25 protein-coding genes are annotated in these 21,503 nt (G+C 68.1%); 14 read left to right on the plus strand and 11 right to left on the minus strand.

Annotation, left to right across the window (positions count from 1 at the left end; translation table 11 throughout):
- Positions 1-23: 23 nt before the first annotated feature.
- The 6 genes from ACFYP0_RS14660 to ACFYP0_RS14685 form a co-directional block, all read right to left on the minus strand.
- Entirely contained in the window at positions 24-446 is a 423-nt protein-coding gene (locus ACFYP0_RS14660; RefSeq protein WP_386996191.1) for a TadE/TadG family type IV pilus assembly protein, read from the minus strand.
- Positions 447-457: 11 nt separating this feature from the next.
- A complete protein-coding gene (locus ACFYP0_RS14665) occupies positions 458-652 on the minus strand; it encodes a hypothetical protein (protein ID WP_357108127.1) in 195 nt (64 codons plus the stop codon).
- A gap of 37 nt (positions 653-689) precedes the next feature.
- Complete coding sequence (locus tag ACFYP0_RS14670; protein WP_386996194.1) at positions 690-1,550, minus strand: type II secretion system F family protein; 861 nt, start codon at positions 1,548-1,550, stop codon at positions 690-692.
- Positions 1,547-2,416, minus strand: a complete 870-nt coding sequence (locus ACFYP0_RS14675) for a type II secretion system F family protein (RefSeq protein WP_386996197.1) — start codon at positions 2,414-2,416, stop codon at positions 1,547-1,549. Before ACFYP0_RS14675 ends, ACFYP0_RS14670 begins: the two co-directional genes overlap by 4 nt.
- 5 nt (positions 2,417-2,421) lie before the next feature.
- On the minus strand, positions 2,422-3,750 hold the full coding sequence (locus tag ACFYP0_RS14680; RefSeq protein ID WP_386996199.1) for a CpaF family protein: 1,329 nt from the start codon (positions 3,748-3,750) through the stop codon (positions 2,422-2,424).
- An 862-nt stretch (positions 3,751-4,612) separates the two neighbouring features.
- Positions 4,613-5,173 carry an SAF domain-containing protein gene (locus ACFYP0_RS14685; protein ID WP_386996201.1) on the minus strand — a complete coding sequence of 187 codons (561 nt, stop codon included), beginning with the start codon at positions 5,171-5,173 and terminating at the stop codon, positions 4,613-4,615.
- A 40-nt stretch (positions 5,174-5,213) separates the two neighbouring features.
- Here ACFYP0_RS14685 and ACFYP0_RS14690 point away from each other — a divergent pair, with 40 nt between their 5' ends.
- On the plus strand, positions 5,214-5,450 hold the full coding sequence (locus ACFYP0_RS14690) for a hypothetical protein (RefSeq protein ID WP_358126978.1): 237 nt from the start codon (positions 5,214-5,216) through the stop codon (positions 5,448-5,450).
- Between the two features lie 691 nt (positions 5,451-6,141).
- Here the strand turns inward: ACFYP0_RS14690 and ACFYP0_RS14695 are convergent.
- Entirely contained in the window at positions 6,142-6,672 is a 531-nt protein-coding gene (locus ACFYP0_RS14695) for a hypothetical protein (RefSeq protein ID WP_386996203.1), read from the minus strand.
- 423 nt (positions 6,673-7,095) lie between these two features.
- Here ACFYP0_RS14695 and ACFYP0_RS14700 point away from each other — a divergent pair, with 423 nt between their 5' ends.
- Positions 7,096-7,419 carry a hypothetical protein gene (locus ACFYP0_RS14700; protein WP_386996205.1) on the plus strand — a complete coding sequence of 108 codons (324 nt, stop codon included), beginning with the start codon at positions 7,096-7,098 and terminating at the stop codon, positions 7,417-7,419.
- 825 nt (positions 7,420-8,244) lie between these two features.
- The gene (locus ACFYP0_RS14705) at positions 8,245-8,718 is read left to right on the plus strand and encodes a hypothetical protein (protein ID WP_386996207.1); all 474 of its coding nucleotides are present in this window, start codon (positions 8,245-8,247) and stop codon (positions 8,716-8,718) included.
- 197 nt (positions 8,719-8,915) lie between these two features.
- Here ACFYP0_RS14705 and ACFYP0_RS14710 read toward each other — a convergent pair whose 3' ends face one another.
- The 4 genes from ACFYP0_RS14710 to ACFYP0_RS14725 all read right to left on the minus strand — a co-directional run bounded on the left by ACFYP0_RS14710 (position 8,916) and on the right by ACFYP0_RS14725 (position 12,830).
- Positions 8,916-9,641 carry a GNAT family N-acetyltransferase gene (locus ACFYP0_RS14710; RefSeq protein ID WP_386996209.1) on the minus strand — a complete coding sequence of 242 codons (726 nt, stop codon included), beginning with the start codon at positions 9,639-9,641 and terminating at the stop codon, positions 8,916-8,918.
- 84 nt (positions 9,642-9,725) lie between these two features.
- A complete protein-coding gene (locus ACFYP0_RS14715) occupies positions 9,726-10,403 on the minus strand; it encodes a GOLPH3/VPS74 family protein (protein WP_386996211.1) in 678 nt (225 codons plus the stop codon).
- A 10-nt stretch (positions 10,404-10,413) separates the two neighbouring features.
- Positions 10,414-11,418 (minus strand): acetamidase/formamidase family protein, encoded by a 1,005-nt coding sequence (locus ACFYP0_RS14720; RefSeq protein WP_386996213.1) that lies wholly within the window; start codon positions 11,416-11,418, stop codon positions 10,414-10,416.
- Between the two features lie 5 nt (positions 11,419-11,423).
- Complete coding sequence (locus ACFYP0_RS14725; RefSeq protein ID WP_386996601.1) at positions 11,424-12,830, minus strand: APC family permease; 1,407 nt, start codon at positions 12,828-12,830, stop codon at positions 11,424-11,426.
- A gap of 268 nt (positions 12,831-13,098) precedes the next feature.
- Here ACFYP0_RS14725 and ACFYP0_RS14730 point away from each other — a divergent pair, with 268 nt between their 5' ends.
- From ACFYP0_RS14730 to ACFYP0_RS14780, 11 genes are all read left to right on the plus strand, one after another.
- Positions 13,099-14,331 (plus strand): helix-turn-helix domain-containing protein, encoded by a 1,233-nt coding sequence (locus ACFYP0_RS14730; RefSeq protein ID WP_386996216.1) that lies wholly within the window; start codon positions 13,099-13,101, stop codon positions 14,329-14,331.
- Positions 14,332-14,334: 3 nt separating this feature from the next.
- Positions 14,335-15,063, plus strand: a complete 729-nt coding sequence (locus tag ACFYP0_RS14735) for a creatininase family protein (protein WP_386996218.1) — start codon at positions 14,335-14,337, stop codon at positions 15,061-15,063.
- Positions 15,064-15,322: 259 nt separating this feature from the next.
- Positions 15,323-15,757 carry an NUDIX hydrolase gene (locus ACFYP0_RS14740; RefSeq protein ID WP_386996220.1) on the plus strand — a complete coding sequence of 145 codons (435 nt, stop codon included), beginning with the start codon at positions 15,323-15,325 and terminating at the stop codon, positions 15,755-15,757.
- A 167-nt stretch (positions 15,758-15,924) separates the two neighbouring features.
- On the plus strand, positions 15,925-16,533 hold the full coding sequence (gene folE, locus ACFYP0_RS14745) for a GTP cyclohydrolase I (protein ID WP_386996222.1): 609 nt from the start codon (positions 15,925-15,927) through the stop codon (positions 16,531-16,533).
- On the plus strand, positions 16,530-17,252 hold the full coding sequence (queC, locus tag ACFYP0_RS14750) for a 7-cyano-7-deazaguanine synthase QueC (RefSeq protein ID WP_386996224.1): 723 nt from the start codon (positions 16,530-16,532) through the stop codon (positions 17,250-17,252). The genes folE and queC overlap by 4 nt, the downstream gene beginning before the upstream one ends.
- Entirely contained in the window at positions 17,253-17,633 is a 381-nt protein-coding gene (locus ACFYP0_RS14755; protein WP_386996226.1) for a 6-pyruvoyl trahydropterin synthase family protein, read from the plus strand.
- Positions 17,634-17,683: 50 nt separating this feature from the next.
- The gene (locus ACFYP0_RS14760) at positions 17,684-18,385 is read left to right on the plus strand and encodes a 7-carboxy-7-deazaguanine synthase QueE (RefSeq protein WP_386996228.1); all 702 of its coding nucleotides are present in this window, start codon (positions 17,684-17,686) and stop codon (positions 18,383-18,385) included.
- 178 nt (positions 18,386-18,563) lie between these two features.
- Positions 18,564-19,352 carry an RNA-directed DNA polymerase (Reverse transcriptase) gene (locus ACFYP0_RS14765; protein WP_386996231.1) on the plus strand — a complete coding sequence of 263 codons (789 nt, stop codon included), beginning with the start codon at positions 18,564-18,566 and terminating at the stop codon, positions 19,350-19,352.
- 115 nt (positions 19,353-19,467) lie between these two features.
- A complete protein-coding gene (locus tag ACFYP0_RS14770) occupies positions 19,468-19,950 on the plus strand; it encodes a formylglycine-generating enzyme family protein (RefSeq protein WP_386996234.1) in 483 nt (160 codons plus the stop codon).
- Positions 19,947-20,432, plus strand: a complete 486-nt coding sequence (locus ACFYP0_RS14775; protein ID WP_386996237.1) for a DUF6884 domain-containing protein — start codon at positions 19,947-19,949, stop codon at positions 20,430-20,432. Before ACFYP0_RS14770 ends, ACFYP0_RS14775 begins: the two co-directional genes overlap by 4 nt.
- A gap of 2 nt (positions 20,433-20,434) precedes the next feature.
- Positions 20,435-21,469 (plus strand): glycosyltransferase family 2 protein, encoded by a 1,035-nt coding sequence (locus ACFYP0_RS14780; RefSeq protein ID WP_386996239.1) that lies wholly within the window; start codon positions 20,435-20,437, stop codon positions 21,467-21,469.
- The last annotated feature ends 34 nt before the right edge of the window (positions 21,470-21,503 follow it).

Here is a 21,503-nt window from a genome sequence, read left to right on the forward strand (position 1 = left end):
CGCCTCGCTCCTTCCGTCCGGCCTCAGCTGACGGGTGGGACATCTTCGGTGGGTGCCTGGGCCCGAACCTCGATGGGCACGGTGAGCCCTGGCACGGGAACGACACGGTTCGCCGTGCCGGTGATCGTGACGGTTGTGGTGACCGGCCCACGCTCCACGGTGATCTGGATGTCGTCGATGCCGGCCGGGTTGGTCTCGGCCAGGACTTCAGCGGCTTCGCTGCGGCCGGATTCGGCCGTCGCCCCGTAGACCCGCGCCGCCTGAAGTGCCTCCTTGGCGGCGTGCCGGGCCGATTGATCGGCCAGTGACCAGACGGCGGCTTGCACGATCACGGTCAGCGCGAGCAGGAAGATGACGGTGTAGCCGACGGTCTCGGTCGTGACTGAGCCGCGGTCGCCGCGGAGTCTGCTGCGGAGGTGCTGCCTGGTCCTGCTCGGACTCCCCATGGTCGTGACTCTCAGAAGCCGATGGTGATGACCAGGGAGTTCCAGTACTGCGTAACGGTGTCCCGGAAGAGCATGCCGATTCCGCCGACGACGACGATGAAGATGGCGATCCACATGATTGTGTCGACGGTCTCGGCTCCGTGTTCGGGATTCTCACGGATGGCCCTGAGCCCGTAGGCAACGTTGGCGCGTAGGCGGCGGATCATGGTGATCAACTCCTTCGAGCTCCGTACGGATGCGGTTTCAGAGGCCGGTGCGGATGGCCGCGATGGCCGGGTACAGCAGAAACAGGCCGTAGCCGACGGCGATGAGCATGACGGGTAGCGACATCCGGACGCCGGCCGAGCGAGCGGCGGATTCCATTGCGGCGGTGGTGCGAGCGCGCATCCCTGAGGCTCGGGCAGCGAGGGAAGCACGGACCCGGGCACCTTCGGCCCCGGCCAACTGCATCGTGGCGGCCAACTCGGCCAACTCGTTCACTCCGGTATCGAGGCCCAGTTGGCCAAGGGGCCGCCACGGGGGCTGCCGGGTCAGCCGGGCGGTGCGTAGCGCGGCGCGCAGCTGTTCGGCGGCCCAGCCGGTGCAGACGCTTGCCGCATCGTCGAGGGCCTGTTCCACGCCGGCGCCACCGGCCAGGCTGATGGTGACCAGGTCGAGCATCACCGACAGGGTGTGGCGCAGCTGGGCACGCCGCCTCTCGGCCTGGGCTCGGGCCCGGGTGACCGCCCATCGGTAGCCGATCAGTCCGCCCAAACCGGCGAGCCACAGCGGCACCAGCCCACCGACACCCCACAGTGCGGCCAGGACGGGCAACGCCAGTACCCCCAGCCCGATGGCCGCGGCCTGCTCGGCAAGGAACGTGGGTACGTCCTTCTGCAGCACTGCCAGGTCGCTGCGGGTGCGAGCGGTAGGAAGGCCCAGGCGTACGAGGGGCGCCCCCAGCACCTGATAACGGCGTTGTCGGGCGGTCATCGGCGGCGGCGCCGGACGACGTAGGCCGTCGAGCACATCGACCAGGGCAGGTCGGTTGGGACGCAAACCCAGCAGGACCAGCGTAAGCCCGGTGCCGGTACCGGCCCCCAGCAGCAGCGCGTCCCGGATCACCTCGTCACCACCTGGGGGTGGGGAGTGGCGCCGGCCAGCACCCGCTCGTCACGGTCGACCCGGGACATCCGGCTGAGCCAGATGAACCCGACGGCGAACATCGCACCCACGATGGCGAGTACGACCTGCCCGGCCAGAGTGCCGTAGGGAGCGAGGAACGTGCGGTTGAGCAGCACCTGTCCGACGGCCATGACAAGGGTGATCGCGATGATGATCCGCACCGACGTGCGGGTGGTCGCCCACTCGGTCTGGATGCGCATCCGTGCTGCGGCCTGCTCCCGTGCGGTTGCCGCGAGCGCGCCGAGTTGCTCGGCGAGGTTGCGAGCCTGCCTGGTGGCCGCCAGCAGCAACGACGCCACGACCATGTCCCCGGTCGGATGATCGAGATCAGCGGCGAACGCGCGCAGCGCGACCGGCAGGCGGACCCCAGCGTCGATCGCCTCCGCCAGCGCGATGACCTGCGGTCGGATCGCCGCTGGCGCGGTGCTGGCCGTCGCGGCGATCGCCTCTTCCAGCCCAGCGGCCGCGGCCAGCGTGTCGCGCAAGCTTTCCGTCCAGCCCGCGATCGCCTCCAGCTGTTCCTGCTCACGCTGATGAACCCGGTTCCCGACCAGCACCGTGGGCAGGCTCCACGCTGCCAGGCCAGCCAAGATCGCGCCGACCAGCCAGCCGGTTACCAGCCCCGAGACCACCGCCGCGATGATCGCCGTTACGGTCCGCAGGGGAGTTACGGCCGCACCAGCTCGGCGTAGCAAACCCTCCATCGGTGCAGGGCTGTCACGGTCGCGCCGCCGGGCTCCGTCAACGATCAGCCACAGGCCAAGGCCGCTGAGTAGTCCGACAAGCAGCACGACCGGCATGGCCATCCGTGTCACCACCCGTCACGGTCGAGGACAGCAGGATCCAGGCCAACATCGACGAGCCGGTCCATGGTCTCGTCCCGCAGCCTCGTCGCCGGTACCGCCTGGCGGCCAGGACCGGGCCGGTATACCTCGTTGGACAGGATCTGGTCCCCGTCAGTGCCGACGATCTCGCGAACGGAGGAGACCACTCGAAGGCCATTGGGAGTGCGGTCCAAGTGCACGACGATGTGCACGGCTTCGCCCAGCAGCGACGTGGCGGCACTTCGCGGATAGGACGCCGGGGGCTCCATCGCATAGGTGGTCATCCGCAGCAGCGCCTGCGAACTCGACGAGGCATGCACCGTAGCCATCGACCCGTCCACCCCGATCGACATCGCCTTGGCCATCTGCACGACCTCAGCCCCGCGAACCTCGCCGAGGATGACCCGATCCGGCGTCAACCGCAGCGCGGCGCGGACGCACTGATCCAGGCTGAACTCGCCCACGCCCTCGATGTTTGCCTGCCGTGCTTGCATCGAGACCATGTCCGGGTGGACCTGCGGGTCCAGCGACAGCTCGCGGGAGTCCTCGATCACGATGAGGCGTTCCTGCGCGGGAATCGCCGAGGCGAGGGCTCGCAGGAAGGTGGTCTTTCCTGCGGCGGGGCCGCCGCTGATGACGATGTTCCGACGGGCCAACACCAGGCCGGTGAACAGATCCGCCATCGTCGGCGTCAGCTCGCCCATCCCCACCAGGTCATCCAGGCTCACCTTCACCATCGGGTGCCGACGGATCGACACCGCGACGCGGTCGCTGATGACCTGCATCGCGTGCAAACGCGCTCCGTCAGGCAGCTGCATGGCGAGTTCGGGGGCGTCTGGGTCGAATCGGCGCTCATGGGCTCCGAGCCGGGCGCCCATGTCGCGCAACTGCTCGATCAGCTCGGCATCGGAGTTTGCGACTGCGGCCACCCGCGCACGTCGGCCGTCGCGGTATTGCACCTGCACGTTGTCGCAGCCGTTGATGTTGACGGTCTCGATCGCCTCGTCGTCGAGGAGCGGTTGCAGCCCGCCGGCGCCAATGAAGGAGTTGCGCAACGCTTGTCGAATCCGATGCTCGGCCATCTCACTCAGCGGGGGTTGCCCGCGGTGCAACGCTTCGCGCGCGTACTCGTCCAGGGCGTTGGATATCAACAGGTCGACGTCGCCCGCGTTGTCTGCTCCGCCGACGACCGACACCTGTAGCCGGACGGCGACCGTGGCTCGTAACGCATCGAGAACGTCTCGCTCGCCACTGGTCAGGGCGTGGGCGCCCCCCACGCCCATGCTGTTCCCCGGAGCGGAATGCCGAGCGTTCATCGGCCGCTCACCCCGGCGTGCTCCGTCACCGGCGCGACGGGCGTCTCGGTACTGGCGTGCCGATCGAGGTCCAGTGCAAGGCCACGACAGGCCCGTAGCAGTGGCAACCGAGTCCAGCCCGTCGACTGCCAACCGCGCCGGGGCACCATGCGTCCGGCCAGAATCCCGGCGCCGCGACGGTCGTTCGGGACGGTCGCGGCCAGCGGCAGCCCAAGGCTTCCGGCCACCTCCACTGCCGGCCACCCGTCGCCGCCTACGGTCACCAGCTGTACGTCCCGGACCAACCCGGTCAGCTGCTCGACGTGCTCGCGTCCCTGGCTGAGGTCTCTACCTTTTACTGATGGGATTGTTCGGCCCGTCGGGCCGTTCAGTCGTACATCCGCAACCCGTACCTCATCCTGTACGGGCCTCAGCACCACCAGCAGGATGTCCACTGCCGATAGCAGCGCGGACGCTGGCGAAGCCGGCTCCCACCGGCCCACGTCGAGCACTACCACTGGCCGGCTAGCGGCCAGCACTCGCAGCATGCGAGGTCCCCGCACAGCTAACGCCCGCAGGCTCGCCGCCGCGGCCCCAGGCTCCGCCAAGACCACGTCCACCCCGGACGGCAATGGTTGCACCCACCGAGACGGATCCATCCGAACGCCGGCCCCGGATCGGGCATCGGCGGCCATCGACGCCAGCCCTGGCTCCCGCCCGCCATCGTGGTAGGTCCGACCGAACCGCGCCATCAGGTCGCCGCCCGCAGGGTCCGCCTCCACGACAATGGCGCCTGGCTCGGGCCACCGCAGTGCCAGCCCCAGGGCGAGCGTCGTCGCTCCCGGCGAACCCTTCGCGCTCGTCACCCCGATGAGCATGGTGCTCAGCCGCCCGAGCCCTGCAGAATCAGCGATACGTCTCCCGAAGCGACGCTGACCTGCAGTGCTGCGTCCGACGACAGCAGGAGCGACACGGCCGTCAGCCCAGCAGCGTCGGGAACTTCTATCGCGGAAACCGACGCCGACGCCCGGACCGGCTGTACAGCTGGAGATCCGTTGCTTGTCGGGGGCACTACCAGGACGGTCACCCGCGAACCCACGGTCATGCCGGCGGGCGCCTTGCCCGCCTTGACGCCGACAGCGATGACCGACTGGCCCACCGGCGGGAACGCCGAACCACCCATCTGGCCGGGTGACAACAGGCTCCCGGCCACCAGGGGCACCGCGGCCGTCCGACCGACGACCGTCTCGCGCTGCGATTCGTCCACCACCTGCACGGCGTCGCCCGGCACGATCCGTACGACCTTCAAGTCTGGGTCCCGGATCGTCTGGCCTGCCCCCACGTCGCGGGACAGCGCCAGGACCGGGGTTGCCGGATCGGTCCGCAACGCGGTGCCGGCGAACAGCAGTGAGCACGCGATTGCGAGAACCAGCCCCAGCACCACGTTGCGCGGTGAACGTCGGCGCACCCCAACGGGCGGAGGTGTGGACGACGATCGCCCGTTCGCCGCCGTGGCCGGTGCTCTCGTCAACGACACTGCCATCGGTCAGCCCGCCCCGTTGAGCGCGGACGAGCGCTGCACCCGAAGCGGCACCGTGGCGGTTGTCGTTACTGGTTCGACCGACCCCGACGTGCCGCCGCCGACCCAGCCGATCTCCCAGGTCACCGTCGCCCGCACCTCGTACACGCCGCCCGGTTGGCCACTCGACGGGGCCTTGTAGGTGTGGCTGCAACTCGACGCTGCTGCCGGATCCATGCCCGCGCTCCACGGAATTCCCGCGCCCGAGCAGGTGAAGGACGCACCGTCACCAGTCGACCACCGCACCTGGGCCGGTGAGGCGGTCGCCGTCACGCTCAGGCCGGGGACCGAAGCAGTCGCTGACCGTGCCCGATACGAAGGGCCGTCCAGCCACAGCCACGTCGGCACGTTCAGCAGCTGAGCCGCCGGCGGTGCGGGATTGGCTCGGATCGACGGCAGAGGCAGATTCAGCCGTGATATCGCAGACCGTGCCAAGACCGCGGGATCCGGCGACTGCGCGTCCGCGATCCACACTGGCTGCGTCGCCGAAGCCCCGTCATCGCTGACGCAGTGGCGCGAATACCACGCTCCGGGCTCAGGGGCACCCGCTGGCGGATCGTCCCGACCAATCAAGACGTAGCGACAACCGTCCGCACCCTCGTGCCCACCACCGGAGCCGCCACCGGTGTTCGACCCGCCGTTGAGGTCGTCCCCGGAGTTCCCATTTCCGGCCGAGGGCGGTGTCCCCACCTCGACGGAACATTCAGGCACGTCAGGGGTTATGCCGCAGTCCACCGGTTTCCATTTGTCGGCCCGTGCGGGAGACGCAACCACCAGCAGAACCAGGAAGCAGGCTGCGGGCATGACACCGACAGCTGCCAGGGGCCGGAGCCTCAGCACGAGCCGACTCCCTGCACCCCGAAGGACGTCACCTTCCAGCTCTCGCCGACCATGCTCACGGTGGCGTTGACCAGCCGGCGCCCGCCGGGTGAGTCGGTGAACGGAGTGCCATTCGGAGTCGCTCTCACCCTGGTCGCGCCGGAGGTATCCGCGCAGTCTCGGACTTTCGCCTGGGTCGGCGCGGACGCGGGCGTGAGGGACTGGATCGACGGATTCACAACGACTTCGCCCCGCCCGACCAGACCTTCGCGACGGTCGGACTGCAGGCCGCTTCTCAAGACCTTCAGCGCATCGCCGGCCGCGAATCTGACCAACTCCGGATGGTCCGGGTTGGACGTCAGCCCGGCTTCGTCGTAGGCGGCCCACATGCCGCGGTACGCAGCAAGCGCGAGATCCTCGGGCGTAACCGGTTCGGCGGGAGAGTTGGATTGGTTGCCGGGCGTCGGCGTTGGTGAGCCTTTCCCGTCACCGTCACCACGTGTGCAACCTGCCCCGATTCCCACCAGGCCGATGAGCGCGAGCACGGCCACCACCCTCCCCCTACGGTGTGCCACCAGTTGCCTCCATCACGGTCAACATGTTCTGTCCTATCCCAGGACCAGAGCCTGCCGCTACGGCACGTAAGTGCGCTACAACCGCGCGCGCCAATCGTGCGTCCAGATCGTGCGCACCGCTGGTAGGGCCACATCGCGCCAACGCGACGGATTGCTCAGCCCCGTGGGGGCGCTGATCAGAGCGGGGCATCGACAACCACTGCTCGTTACGGCTGGGTTTCGTTTTCACCCAAAGCCGCCCTAACCGGCAGCTCTCTGTCAGGTCGATAAACGAGAGGCCTTGACACCGCTGCGACTACTCGGTGAAGTGATTCCTTCGCGCAGTGTCAGATGCACGACAGCTAACGCCTCGGGTCAGGCGTTGGGCACCTGTGCGGGGGGAGACGATGAACTGTGGCATTGATCCACTTTCGGATCTTGGAGCAGGTATTCGGGCACAGCTGGTGGGCTTCGATCTTGCTGACGCTCGCTGATCGGCAGCTTCGATACACCGAACTCGCTGCCGCCCTCGTCGAGCGCTGGGGGGCGAGGCCCGGCGACGGCCACCTGTCGAAGGCGCTCAAGCAGATGCGCCAGGCTGGGCTTGTCAACCAGGTCGACGACGGACGTGGATATCTGACCTGGACGTTGACGGCTGAGGCGCATGAGAGGGCCGAGATGCTGGCAATGATCGAGAGAGCTCTCGAAGAAGGCAACGTAAATATCGACAGGAGCTAAAAAAATTTGACGCTTGAGTTGGTCCCACCAGGACAGCCTGAGCTGGCCCGGTACGCGAATGGACGGCGGTCAACCACTGAATCGGGGCGCGGTGTTAGGCCGGCCGGCAGCGCGCTTAGAAGCCTCGGAAACGCCGTTCGAGCCTGTCAACCGCCCAACTCACAGATCGATTCCGGCAGGGAGGTTCCCGCCCCAGGCGCGTGGGTGGTCGGTCGGGTCGTGTCTGCCGGGAAGTCCAGTTGGCTGGGTTGGTCGCAGGCGGCGCTGAAGCGCCTCGACCTCTACTGCGATCTGGCCGGACCCACTACCTCTTCGCGCTCGATGGATCCGCCCCCGGGGTTCGACCGTTGCCGGAGCTCCCCATTGGTCCAGGCCGTTTCGGTCGCTGAATTTCGTGTGAGGGACCGTGAGGAGCGACCGGCCGAGCGGCGCGACGGACAGTTCTGGGTCGTCGTCGTTTTGGCGGGGTAGCGCACGACTATAGATGCGGTGTGCAATGCACGGCCGTGGTCTCGGCCGTAGGGGAAGTCTGAGCCGATGGTCCAAAGCCCACTGCCGGCCCGGCTGGCCGTCAGCTATGCCGTCCCACCACGCTCAGCGACCAAGCGGAGCAGCTTGCGGAACTGGGCGGGCGCAACCCGGTGAACGGAAAATCCACTCCTGATGGGCTGCGGTGATCACCTGCACGCCGGCATCCTGCCCGACCGACCTCAGCAGACAGACACCAGGGTTACGAGACCTCCCTTAGCGACGCGGTCGGAAAGATCGGTAGGCTGAGGGTGCCTCCGGGTCGAAGAGTCGGGCCCACTGGTGGAGAATGCGGTCATGACTGGTGCGCCTTGGTGGGCTTTGTCTACAGTCACCGGCTTCTTCACGCTTGCCGGTGTACTTCTCGCCCAAATCAACGCAATTGTAATGGACCGAGCCCGGCTCCATCGCGAAGACGAACGCCGATGGCATGATGATCGCCGTGCCGCCTACGTGCGGTATCTGAGTGCTGCCGATGCTGCTGTGCGCTGCATCCTTGCTGAGACGATCACTGATCGTAATTCTGCCAAGGAGCAAAAAGAGGTGGTGGCGGAGCTAGTGAGTGCGCTAAGTGATGCGCGGATCGAGATCCAGTTAGTGTGTTCTGTCGATCTGTACAACATCGCGCGCGAGTTATTGGTGGAAATTGAAGTTTTGGCATCTGTTGCGCAAGATGAACGAACTGAAAGAAATCAGGCTCAGCAAAGAGTGGCCGACGCGCGTCGTGCGTTTCTAACTGTCGCAAGAACGGAACTTGGCGTGGGCGTGTAAACGATCGATGGCGGTACGCGACGATGCTCTCATCAGCAGACCCGTGCGCTCGCCGGACCCTCGGGCCCAAGATGGTCAGCCCGAAGGTCAACGGCAGCTGACAGGCGAACCCCGGAGGCTGAACGTCGTCTTGGTAACGATGGCTCTCCTCATGCCCCTGCTGGAGAACCTCGCCAGTCCGTTCAACACACCGTCCTCTAGGCACCTCGCTGGCAAGCGCCAGCCTGGACGCCGGTTGTACCGGCGTGATCCTCTCCGCGTTCGTTGTGCTCGCCGGTCAGAGGTGGATGCGGCGTGAAGAACCCGGCTGGGACCGTGCTGCCGAGCGGCGCGCGCCACATCCGCCAGATCTTCGGTCCTCCGTTGGGTAGGACCATCGAAGGGCCGGGTAGGTATCCGAGGCGCAGATAGAGGTCGCGGTTGCGTGGGCTGGTGGCCTCCACGTAGGCGGGCAAGCCGAGCGTGTCGATTTGTTGGTGGTGGTTACTCAGCAGCGCTGTGCCAGTTCCCCGGCCTTGATGTTCGGGGCTGACGGCGGCGTAGGCGAGGTAGCGGTGCGCCTCGGGTGGGTGGTGCGATTCGAACATGGTCTCGAGTAGGAGGAACTTCGGCGCGTACGCGCCGGTCGCTTCCTGCACGCCCACGTGGCGCTCGGCGGCGATGCTGGGGGACGGTGCCGGGCGGGCGTACCAGATTGCGGCGGCGGATCCGTCGGAAGTTGTGTCCACGTGGCCGTATTGCAGGCTGTGACCCACCACGTGGGTGAAGTAGCGGTAGGAGACGAAGCGGCGATCGTCGTGGTCGGAGATCAGCCAGTGGGCGACCGGGTCGTGGAAGAACGACTCGGCGAGGACGCCGATAAGTCTGCCCGCGTCGTCGGGCGTGGCCTGACGTACGGTCACGTTGGTGCTGATGCTCGTCATCATTACTCCTGTGATGCGCAGGTCGCTATGGGTCTTACCTGAGGCGGTTGCTCACGGTGATTTCCGAAGGTGACAGAGGCAGAGTTAGCGGTAGGCGGCGGTGGCGAGGTCGCCGATCGCGGCGTCGACGGCGGCGGTGATGTCGCGTACCGGTTGGTAGTGCTGCCCGGCGATGGCCTTCAAGCGAGTGGTCAGGGTGGCGGTGTCGTCGTCGAGGTAGAGGTGGCTGGTTAGGCCAAGGTCGGCGACGAGGCCGGCGAGGGCGGCGGTGTGGTTGTCGGGTTGTTCGCGGCCGGCGGCGAGGTAGCGCAGGCGGGAGCGGGCGATGACGGCCCATTTGCTGTCGGTGGGCAGGTAGGTGTCGGCGCGTATGAGGCCGCCGAGGCGCCGTCGGGTGTGGTGTCGCAGGATTCCGCCGGCGACGAGGCCGGCGCGGGTGCGGTCGTAGAGGTCGTCGGAGAACCCGCGCAACCACCCCCGCAGGGGTGGGTGGGTGTGGCGGATGGTGGCGGTCGCGGCGTCGGCGATCAGGTCCCCGACCGGGCGGTCGATGTGCGGGTGTATCCGTTGGTGGTTGGCCGGGCGGGTGTCGTCGTTCGGGTCGAGGGTCACCCGCCCGGCCAGGTACAGGTCGATCAGGACCGCGCCCGCGAGCCCGAGGGCGAGGGTCTGCCGGTGCACGTGGGGGTGCCCGGTGTCATCGTCGTGGCCGAGGAGGAACAGCTCATCGCGCAGCGGCAGACGCGGGATCGACGTGGGCATCGGCGGGGTCCTACCGCAGCCCGGCGGTGAGCCGCCGTAGCCGCTCGTGTGCCCCGCCGTAGGCGGGCCCGGGGGCCGGGAGCAGGGTTTTGTTGATGGCGGCGAGGACGGTGTAGTTGGGGTCGCACACGTTGCCGATCGGCGCGCGTCCCGCTTGCGACACGAGTTGGTAGGCGTCCAGGGTTTCCAGGCCGGTCAGGGCGCTGGCCCAGCCGACGAGGTCGTGCTGGGCGATGCGGTAGGCATCCTCCAGCGGGCGGGCGCAGCCGATAGTCAGGATGTCCCGGTCGGTCTCCAACCGAGGCCACCGGGTGGTGACGCCTTTGATGACGTCGATGGCGAGGGTGGTGGTCGTGGCGATCTCCACGCCGATGCCACAGGCCTCACCCTCGCCCTGGCGGGCGTGCCCGTCGCCGAGCGCGAGCATCGCCCCGTGGACATTCACCCCGAGGTAGAGGGTGGTGCCGGCGCGCAGGTGCGGGGTGTCGAGGTTCCCGCCGTGGGTGTCGGGCACGAGTGTGGATCGGGCCTCGAACCCGCCGGGGGCGACTCCGATCGTTCCGATCATCGGGTCCAGCGGCAGGTCCACGCTGTGGTCGCTGCGCGTGGCCTGAAACCGTACGGTCCCGGCGTGCCGGTCGATGCCGTATACCCACACCCGCTCCTGAAGCGGCGGCTGCAGGGTGGCGGTGTGGGAGGTGGAGGTCAGCGCCCCGAAGTGCGGGAACGTCGAGGACACACCCCAGTCCCGGGCCGGGGTGATGGCGGCGAGGTGGACGGCGAGGGTGTCGCCGGGCTCGGCGTCCTCGACGAAGAACGGCCCGGACACCGGGTTGAGGTAGGGCATGCGGCACACCTGCGACGGCAGGTCCGCCGGCCCTCTCACGAGACCACCGAAGCAGTCCTCCGTCACGACGGTGAACACGTCCCCGCCGCGCACGTGCGCCACCGGCATCCGACCGCCGAAGGTGTACGCCAGCTCGTCCCGAGCGGGCCGGTAGGTGAACCTGTCCATGCCGGTCACACCCGCTCCACGTGACGCGCCTGCGGCTGCGCCGGCGCCAACCCCGACAGCGCAGGCCGGCGGCCCGACAGGTACAGGCCACCCAGAACAACCATCCCGAGGGCGAGCCACGCCAGGCCGAGACGCTGAGCGGCAATGTTGGCGTTGACCACCACCCACACCAAAATGGCGAAGCCAATGCCGGGCATGACCAGGTGCGCCCACCAGTTACCACTGCGCTCCCGGATGAGGTGATGCACCACGACCGAGACGTGCAGGACCAGGAACGCGACCATCGCCCCGAAATTGATCAGCGACGACAACAGCGTGATCCCATCCGAACGAGTCGCCATGTACAGGCCCAACGCCAGGGACACCGCCCCGGTGAGCAGCGTCGCGTTGATCGGCACGTTGCGTCGGATCGACACCTTCGCCAGAAACGCCGGCAACTGCCGGTCCCGGGCCATCGCGTACAGCAACCGAGACGTCGCGACCTGCGCAACCATCGAGTTCGGCAACCCCCACGCAATCGCCGTCGCCACCGCGCACACCGTCGCCAGCCAACCCCCACCGGCCACGGCGGCGGCGTCGTAGAAAGCGGTCCCGTTGGGATCACCCTCCGCGAGAAGGGTGCCGGGGTCGGGGACGAGCATCGCGGCCAGCCACGTCTGCGCGACGAACAGCACCCCCGCCAAGACCAGGACCGCGGCCATCGCCCGGCCGATCTGCCGAGAGCCGCCCTTGGTCTCCTCCGCCAACATCGAGATGCCGTCGAAGCCCAGGAAGGACAACACGGCGATCGACACCGCACCCGCCACCAGCGACCAGGTGAAGGTGTCGGAGTTGTAGAACGCCGCCCAGCTGAACCGACCCTTGCCGGTCGCGAGGGCCCAGACTGCGACGGCCAGGAACACCGCCAAGACGATCAGCTCGCCGATCAACATCACCCGCGTGACGACTGCGGTCATGCGGATCCCCACCGAGTTGACGATCGTGTTGACCGCGACGAAACCGAGCAGCCACAACCACACCGGCACCGACGGAACCGTGGCGTGCATCGCCACCGACGCAACCAGATACAGCAGCCCCGGCACGAGGACGTAGTCGAGGAGGATCACCCAGCCGGCCAGGAACCCGACCGGCGGGCTGATGCCCCGGCCGGCGTAGTTGTAGACGCTGCCCGACATCGGGAACGCCTTCACCATCTGCGCGTACGAAAACGCCGTGAACACCAACGCCACCACACCGACGGCGTACGCCAGGGCGACCATCCCGCCGGAGCCAGCGTAGACGCTGCCGAAGATCGCCATCGGCGCGATCGGCACCATGTATACCAGCCCGTAGGCAAGTAGATCCCTGAACCGCAGTTGGCGGCTCAGCTCCTGCCGATATCCATATCGCGACAGGTCATTCTGGAGACTCATTAGACTCCTCAGGTATTTGAGTCCTGGTTCGCAGTTGGTCCGTCGGCCACGGCAGCTACTCGTTGGCCCGAAAACGGCTGCTGATGATTTGCCTGGCATGCCGGAGGTATTTCAACGACGAGAATTGCGTACTGAGCCAGATGAGTCGATAGCGATGATGCGGACAGGCGGTGTTGTCCGCATGCGACTGTCCGCGTAGCGTTCGAGCACGTACGGTGAGGTCCGTCTGACTGCGGCAGCGGCGGGCAAACGGCATTCAGGAGTATCGGTGGCGCAGGTTCCGCGACGACTGACCCCGCATCGATCAGTGCTGCACGGGTATGGCGCCGCGCTGCGACAGTGGCGCGAGTGCCGCGGGCTGTCCCAGCGCGCTCTAGGCAGGCTGGTGCACGTCAGCGGGGACCTCATCGGCAAGGTGGAAAAGGCCGAACGTTGGCCGTCCGCCCGCCTGGTCGAGTCGTGCGAGGCCGCGCTGCAGACGGGTGGTGAGCTGGTCGCCTTCCTGTCGGACCTTGAACGTGAGCGTCGATTGACCGGCGTCGGCTACCGCCTCGCCGGCGGTGCGGACGGCCAGCTCGGGGTGGTCATGAATCATTCCGAGGAGACTGACCTGCTCCGTTCGTGGCACGAGCAGCTCGCCAGTCTCGCCACAGCCGGAAACCGCACCGGATATGCGGGGATGGCGTCCACCGCCCATGCGCAGATCAGTGCCGCAGCCACCATCGGGCGACGGAGCAGCTCAACCGACCGTCGAAACGTGCTCATCGCCCAGGCCATGTGGGCCGAGTTCCTCAGTTGGATCGACGAGCAGAGCGATGCCGCCGAGGCGGACGCATGGCTGCGACGCGCCCAGCAGCACGCCGTCGAGGCCAACGCGCCGGCGCTGGCAAGCTACGTCCTGATGAGGCAGAGCCAACGCGCTCTCGAGCGATTCGACCCGCGTCAGGCCGCTGCCTTGGCGCAGCAGGCTCTGGACGAGGTTCGGTTACCGGGCCGCATTCGCGCTCTGCTGCTGGTTCGTCAGGCTCAGGCTTTCGCGATGGGCGGCGACCAGATCTCCTGCGTTGCCAGCATCGACGAGGCGCACAGGGTTGCCGGCAGCGCCGACTGGGACTCGGAACTGCCGATCGATGTTGGCGTCCACTGCAACCCGGTGTACGTGACTGCCCATGAAGCGCAGTGCCGTCTACTGCTCGGCCAGCCGGCGGCGGCAGCCGATCTCTACGAGCAGCTTCTTCAGGACTGGCCAAGTCAGTGGCGTGTCGACGAGGCCCTCTGGCGATCGGCCCTGTCCACCGCCTACGTCAACAGTGGCAACGTCGAACGCGCCGCGACCGAGGCCACCAACGCCCTGACCTTGGCCGCTGGTACCTCCTCCGGGCGGGCCCTGCGCTGGTTGAACCCCACGGCGGTTGCCCTTCGACAGCAGCCAGGCGTTCCTGAGGCGGTGGCCTTCGTGCTCGCCTATCGGCAGGCGACTCTCGAAGCGTGTAACCATTAGCCCGTGGACCTGATCACCACGGCAACGAGCACCGACGAGTCCGAGCGGGCGGCGTCCGTCGCGGTCCTCCCAGTCGGGAGTTTCGAACAGCACGGCGCCCACCTGCCGTTGCTGACGGACACCATCGTGGCATGCGCGATTGCGAAGGCGGTCGCTGAGCGCTACGACCTCTTTCTGCTACCGCCCGTGACGATCTCCTGCTCCCACGAGCACGCGGCGTGGCGTGGAACGGTCAGTATCAGCGCCACCACCCTCGCCGCCGTAGTCGTCGACATCGCCACCTCCCTGCGTGAATCGGGCATCGATCAGCTCGCCGTGATCAACGGACACGGCGGGAACTATGCGCTTGCCAACGTCGTTCAGGAAGCCAACGTCGCCGGACCGCGGATGACTCTGTTCCCCGCTCGGGCCGACTGGGACGAGGCTCGACTGGCCGCCGGCCTGCACAGCACCGCCCACCAGGACATGCACGCTGGCGAGATTGAGGTTTCACTCCTCCTGCACGTCGCGCCGGAGGTCGTGCGTGATGGCTTCCAGCATGCCGACCACGTCGCGGACGACCGACGTCACCTCCTCACGCGGGGCATGGGTGGCTACACCACCAGCGGCGTCATCGGTCTGCCGTCTCACGCCACCGCCGCCAAGGGCAAAGCCGTACTCGAGGACCTTGTCCGCTCCTTCGCCGATCACTACGGCCTCCTGCCGGGGCCCCAAGGCATGACCAGGAATTGACGCTGGCGGTCCGGGCGCTGCGTTTCCGGATCACTGACCGGACGACGGCTGGCATCGTCACTCCGATCGAGGCCGTCATGCGGACAAGTGCTGTTGTCCGCATCCGGGTCACATCAATGGTGACGTCGATGGCTGTCTAATGGTCGACGGGAGGCGCTGACGACAGATCCATCGTCGTTCGAGCGGGCAGATGGTGCCTCGCATCAGCGCTGTAGGGCGCGGACCGATATCGAGGTTCGGCGTCGAGCGAAAGGTCGTCATGCCCGAAAAGGTCGTCACACACAAGGCGCTCTGCTACATCGTGCGGAATAGGCAGCTGCTCGTCTTCCGGCACACGAATTTCAGCTACGAAGAGGTGGTCATCCAGGTGCCGGGTGGCACCATCCGCCCCGGTGAGGCTCCGGAGGATGCCGCGCTGCGCGAAGCCCGTGAGGAGACCGGGCTCACGGACCTCAAGGTCGTCCGCAAGCTGGGTGAGTCCGAGTACGACATCAGCCCGCTGCGGTTCGAGATCCAGCATCGACACATCTTCCTCCTGGAGCTCTTCGAGCCCACGCCCAGGCGCTGGTCGAGCCAGGAAGACCACGACGGCACCCAGCTGCCGGCCCAGTTCGAGTGCTTCTGGGTGCCGTTGACGGCGGGGCGCATCCTGCAATCCGGCCAGGGCGCGCTCCTGGGCCGGATCTTCGATTGACGGACCTGCCTCGGCGCTCGGAGTGCCTGCCGACCTCCGAGCAGGACGCCGTGATCCCTGCCTCGATTCAAAGAGCGTCAGCTTCGAGCCGGCGCAGCACGCCTCGAATGTGAACCCGTCTGGACTCCGCAGCGCTGGGGCGCTCGGACCTTCACAAAGGAGTTGGCATGACGGTGATCGAAACACGACCCTCTGCGCCCGTTCAGATGGCGAGGGCAGACGTCGCCGCGGCGGTAGCTGCCGCTGAGCGGATGCTGGCCGCGCTCGGCGTCGACACACAGGTTGAGCACCTTCGGCGCACCGCGGAACGGATGGTGCTGTCGTACGGCGAGGTCCTGACGCCGGCGCCGTTCGAGGCGACGGACTTCGTCAACGACGCGAAGCATCAGGGCTTCGTGATCGTGCGGGACGTGGCGTTCGCCGCGATCTGCGCCCATCACCTGTTGCCGTTCGTCGGCTCGGCGACTGTGGGATATCTCCCGGGTGCGCGGTTGTTGGGGCTGTCGAAGCTGACGCGGCTGGTTGAGCACGCCACGCGCGGGTTGCAGGTCCAGGAGAACGTCACGCAACAGATCGCCGACGGACTGCAACAGGTTGTCCCGGACAACGGCGGCATGGGGGTGATCGTCGAGGCGGAGCACCTGTGCATGACGCTGCGGGGAGCGAAGGCACGCGGCGCCTCGACGGTGACCTCCGCGTGGCGCGGCGCGCTGGAACGCGATGTCTCGGTGCGGTCGGAGTTCCTCAGCCTGGCGGGGCGGGGGTGGCGGCCGTGACCGCTGCCGTGTTGCCGCTGGTCACTCCGGTGCCCGCGCACGTCGTCGTCATCGCCTCCGGTGGCATGGACAGCACCGTGTTGGCGTACGCCCTGCACCAGGGCGGGTCGACGGTGACGCTGCTGTCCTGCGACTACGGGCAGCGGCACCGCCGTGAGTTGGACTATGCGGCACGGACCGCCGAGGCCTTGCACGTGCCTCACGTGGTGGTCGACCTGACCGGCATCGTCGGTGTGCTGACGGGCTCGGCTCTCACCGACGCCCAGGTCGATGTGCCGGACGGGCACTACACCGATGCTTCGATGCGCGCCACGGTCGTACCGAACCGCAACGCGATCATGCTCGATGTGGCCGTGGCCCGCGCGGTCTCCGCTGGTGCGGACGCGGTGGCATTCGGTGCCCACGCCGGTGACCACCCGATCTACCCGGACTGCCGACCAGCCTTCCTTGCCGCGTACGAGTCGACTGCCCGGCTGGCGAACGAGGGCTTCCTGCCCGCTGGCTTTCGGGTCGTCGCGCCGTTCATCGACTGCTCGAAGGCCGACATCGCCCGGCTCGGGGACACCATCGGCGTGCGGTTCGCCGACACCTGGTCCTGCTACAAGGGCGGCGAGCGGCATTGCGGGACCTGCAGCACGTGCGTCGAGCGGCGCGAGGCGTTCGCGATGGCGGGCGTGACGGACCCGACCGAGTACGCCACCGCCTCGGGGGTGAGCTAGGTGTTCCGCATCGGCAAGCAATTCCGGTTCGAGGCCGCGCACTCGCTGCCCGACCTGCCCGAAGGCCACCAGTGCGCGCGCGTCCATGGCCACAGCTACACCGTCGAGGTGCACCTCGTCTCTGACGGCGAGCTGACCCGACCCGGGTTCGTCGTGGACTTCGCCGAACTCGGACCGTTCAGCGCGCACATCCGCGACCACTTCGACCACCGCGACCTCAACACCGTGCTGGACGCACCACCGACGAGCGAGCACCTCGCCGCCTACTTCTACCAGTGGTGCCACGACCATCTGCGACTACCGGAACCGGTTCGGGTGGAGAAGGTCCGGGTGTCGGAAACAGCGTCCACGTTCGCCGAGTACGGGCTAGACCTGCCGTGACAGCCCCGTCCAGGCCCGCCGTACCGCCATTTCCAGCCGGCTCGCCTGCGGTGCCGGCGCGGCCGTTGCTGGTCGCGGAGACATTCGGCCCGACCCTGCAGGGCGAAGGACCGAGCACCGGCCAGCAGGCATTGTTCCTACGGCTGTCGCGGTGCAACCTCTCCTGCCCACGCTGCGACACCCCATACACGTGGGATACCTCCCGCTTCGATCTCCGCGCGCACACGGCCTCCCGCCCGGCCGAGGAGATCATTCGGTGGGTGTTGACACAGCCGACACGGCTGCTGGTCATCACCGGCGGCGAGCCGCTGTTGCAGCAGGACCGGCTGCTGCCCGTGGTGGACGCGGTCACCGCTGCGGGGCGACGGGTAGAGATCGAAACCAACGGCACGGTCGTTCCCCTGCCGGCACTTGTCGCATCGATAGGCGCGTTCAACGTGTCTCCGAAGCTGTCTGGCTTCGCCGGACCGAGGGACGGTCGGCGGCGGATCAACCCGGACGCGCTGTCGGCACTGGCCGGCTCGGGCCGGGCCGTGTTCAAGTTCGTGGCCGCCGACACAGCGGAGTTGGACGAGATCGCCCGGCTTCAGGAGCAGTTCGGGCTGGACCCGGTCTGGGTGATGCCCGAAGGCACCACCAGTGATGCGGTCCTAGCCGGAATGCGGGACCTCGCGGACGCGGTCCTAGCCAGAGGTTGGCACCTGAGCAGCCGCCTGCACGTGTTGCTGTGGGAGGACACCCGTGGCCGCTGAATCACCGGACTCACGCAGGTCAGATGGGCTTGGACGGGGCCGTCGTTCCCGCCGTGACGGGCCGCGCGTGTGGGGGAGCGGCCCTGCGATCGTCGGCGGCGGGATCGTTCCTGCCGTCCAAGCGAACCCCACGATAGCCCAACCCGCCCCACCTGTGCAGTCCCCGGCGCACTCCCTCATGCCGTACCTGGTGGACCTGCCGCACCTGGTGGCGGCGGCTCGGCTGTGCATGCGCCGTGCCGGCGCACCGGGTGCTGACGGCGTTACCTGGGCCGGTTACCGCAGCGGGCTACGACCGCGCCTCGCTGAGCTGTCCGACCGGCTGCGGACAGGGACGTGGGAGCCGGGCCCGCTACGGCACGTGGAGATCACCTCCTACACGGGCAAGGTCTTCCCGGCGGTGATCCCAACGGTGGAGGACCGCATCGTGCACCGGGCGATGCGTCGCGCAGTCGAGCCGATCATCGAGCACCACGTCCTGGCGGACTGGGTATCGGCGTACCGGCCGCGCCGCAACCGGATCACCGCCCTGCGCCAGGCCGAGCAACATCTGGCGGCGGGCCGGCAGTGGGTCGCCGATGTCGACGTGGCCGGTGCCTCGGCAGGCGGCAGCACCGATCAGTTCGTGGACTGGCTCGCCGTCCACGTGGCCGACGGCTCGTTCCTGCGGCTGTTCCGCCGCATCGTCGGGGCGCTGCCGACGCCACTGGTCCCGGGCAGCGGCCTGTGGCCGGTGCTGTTTCACCTGCGCCTGTCCCAGGTCGACGCCATGCTCACCGGCTGGCCGGTAGTGCGGTTCGCGGACAACTACCTGATCTTCGCGACGGACGAGGCCCGCGCCGTCGCCGCGATCGACGCCCTCACCGCCGCCCTCGCCAACTGGCAGATGCAGCCGCACCCGCGCAAGAGCCGCGTCCGGGCACCGCACCAGGCCAACACCGAAGACCTCTTCCTCATCGACGGATAGGAGCCGACCGATGACCATCACGCACACCGGACCGCTCGTACGCCCCCGTAGCGTCCGCTGGATACATGTCCCTGCTGGTACCTGCCTCTACGGCGACGCCCGCAAACCCCGTCCCGTGCCTGACCTCCTCGTCGCGGAGACGCCACTGACCGCCGCCCAATGCGGCGTCGGCGACACCGACCTGCCGATCACCGGCATCAGCCACGACGACGCCGTCGGCCTCGCCGCCGAAGCAGGCGGGCGGCTGCCCACATCGGTGGAGTGGGAATGGATCGCCGCCGGACCGAGTCGCCGCCTCTACCCGTGGGGCGACGAACCGTGGACCCCCGACCGCGCCCTACTCACGGGGACCGGACAGTCCCCACGTGCCGCCCAGCCGGTCGGCCGGTACCCATCAGGCGCCACGCCGCAGGGCGTGCTGGATCTGGCAGGCAACGTCTGGGAATGGACCGCCAGCACCGCCATGGGCCTGGGAAAGATCATCCGAGGCGGCTCGTACGCCTCCCCACCGCTGTATGCACACACCACCTTCCTCAACGCTGCCCCCGTCGAACGCCGCAGCCCCGGCATCTCCGTCAGGCCGGTGCGCACCCCATGAACCTCCCACGCCTGCGACTCGTCCATAGCGCCCATGCCGAGCGGGCAGAGCTGGTCATCGTCGGCTGCTCGGCGGAGAAGACGCCCGCGACCGCGCCGCTGCCTGCCCTCGACCTCTACGCCGGTGGTTGTGTGCCGCACCTGCGTGCCCGGCTCGGTCACCTGCCGCACCAGCGCAGCCGGGTCCGATTCCTGTCTGCCGAGCACGGCCTCGTCACCGCCGACACCCACCTGCACACCTACGACCGGCCCCTCGACCCGGCCCGCGCCGTCGCGCTGCGCCCGCGCGTCAGGGCTCAGCTGCAAGCCGACCTGCTCACAGACCACATCCCCGACGACATCCTCGTCATAGCCGAACCGCTCTACCTGGTGCTCCTCGCCGAACTCCTCGCCGATCCCCACCGGCCGCGTATCCACTGGATCCCTGACCACGCCACCGGCTGGCCCGATGCCGCCAAGGTCCTCGACGAGTGGGGGTGGTGAGCGTGCCCACCACCCTCAGCGAGGTGCTAGCCGTCACCGCCAACGATTACCGCCACATCACCGCGACGTTCACCCGCCGCACCGGCCTGGACTGGCATGCCCCGACTCCGCCGCAGCTCGGAGCCGGCGCCCGACTCAGCGTCGTCATTCCCGCCTGCGACACCGCCCATAGTCTGGCACCGGTTCTCGACGCGCTCGCTGAGCAGCACACAACGGCGACCGTCGAGGTGATCGCGGTCGACGACGCGTCCACCGATGCCACCACCGAGCTGCTCGCCGCGCACCCGCGCGTCGACCGGGCCGTCCGCCTTCACGCCCGCTCGGGCGCGGGAGCGGCCCGCAACGTCGGAGTCCACCTCGCCACCGGCGACACGATCGTGTTCCTCGACGCCGACATGGTCCTGCGGGACCACGTTCTGGCCGACGTCGCCGCCCGCGCCCGGCATCACACCGTCCTCGTCGGCTTCCGGAACAACATCCCCTACCTGCCCGACGCCAACGGCTACCCGGTCGTGCCGCCCGGTGAGCCTGACCTCGACGCGGACCATCGAGTGCGATGGACCCCACCGGCTGGTGTGCCGATGTTCTACACCGGCCAGGTCTACCCGACGCCGTTCGTCGGCAGGCCACTACAGGACACCCGAGACTTCCTCGACCTCGGTAACGGTCGCACCTACTACGACTGGGACCTGCCCCGCATGGCTGTGACCGCCCTCGTCGCGGTGCCTCGCCGGGTGGTGCTGGACGTCGGCGGGTTTCACCCCGCGTTCGGTGCCGAGGGCTGGGGCGCCGAAGACACCCACTTCGGTGCGGCCCTCATCAGCCGCGGCTGCTTCGTCATCCCGCTGCGGCAAGCCCGAGGCTGGCACATCGATCCACCCGATCCCGCTGCTGTGTGGGAAGCCAAGCTTGCCGGTGTCGCACCTCGAATCGCCCTCTACCGGCAGCTCTGCGCGCAGCCGAAGCCCACCGGCCGCGCTGCGGACCTGGCCGAGCGCGCCGGGATTCTGCTGCGGAAGGCAGAGACCCTGCGATGATGCGAACTTTCGCCGCCCACGGCGACCACATCCA

Origin of the sequence: Micromonospora arida (assembly GCF_042873195.1) — a bacterium.
In the GTDB taxonomy this organism is placed as follows: domain Bacteria; phylum Actinomycetota; class Actinomycetes; order Mycobacteriales; family Micromonosporaceae; genus Micromonospora; species Micromonospora arida.

Coding starts and splice junctions, on each gene's coding strand:
- ACFYP0_RS14660 (WP_386996191.1), bottom strand. CDS start 446: ATGGGGAGTCCGAGCAGGACCAGGCAGCACCTCCGCAGCAGACTCCGC.
- ACFYP0_RS14665 (WP_357108127.1), bottom strand. CDS start 652: ATGATCCGCCGCCTACGCGCCAACGTTGCCTACGGGCTCAGGGCCATC.
- ACFYP0_RS14675 (WP_386996197.1), bottom strand. CDS start 2,416: ATGGCCATGCCGGTCGTGCTGCTTGTCGGACTACTCAGCGGCCTTGGC.
- ACFYP0_RS14680 (WP_386996199.1), bottom strand. CDS start 3,750: ATGAACGCTCGGCATTCCGCTCCGGGGAACAGCATGGGCGTGGGGGGC.
- ACFYP0_RS14705 (WP_386996207.1), top strand. CDS start 8,245: ATGACTGGTGCGCCTTGGTGGGCTTTGTCTACAGTCACCGGCTTCTTC.
- ACFYP0_RS14710 (WP_386996209.1), bottom strand. CDS start 9,641: ATGACGAGCATCAGCACCAACGTGACCGTACGTCAGGCCACGCCCGAC.
- ACFYP0_RS14715 (WP_386996211.1), bottom strand. CDS start 10,403: ATGCCCACGTCGATCCCGCGTCTGCCGCTGCGCGATGAGCTGTTCCTC.
- ACFYP0_RS14720 (WP_386996213.1), bottom strand. CDS start 11,418: ATGGACAGGTTCACCTACCGGCCCGCTCGGGACGAGCTGGCGTACACC.
- ACFYP0_RS14725 (WP_386996601.1), bottom strand. CDS start 12,830: ATGAGTCTCCAGAATGACCTGTCGCGATATGGATATCGGCAGGAGCTG.
- ACFYP0_RS14740 (WP_386996220.1), top strand. CDS start 15,323: ATGCCCGAAAAGGTCGTCACACACAAGGCGCTCTGCTACATCGTGCGG.
- folE (WP_386996222.1), top strand. CDS start 15,925: ATGACGGTGATCGAAACACGACCCTCTGCGCCCGTTCAGATGGCGAGG.
- ACFYP0_RS14765 (WP_386996231.1), top strand. CDS start 18,564: ATGCCGTACCTGGTGGACCTGCCGCACCTGGTGGCGGCGGCTCGGCTG.
- ACFYP0_RS14775 (WP_386996237.1), top strand. CDS start 19,947: ATGAACCTCCCACGCCTGCGACTCGTCCATAGCGCCCATGCCGAGCGG.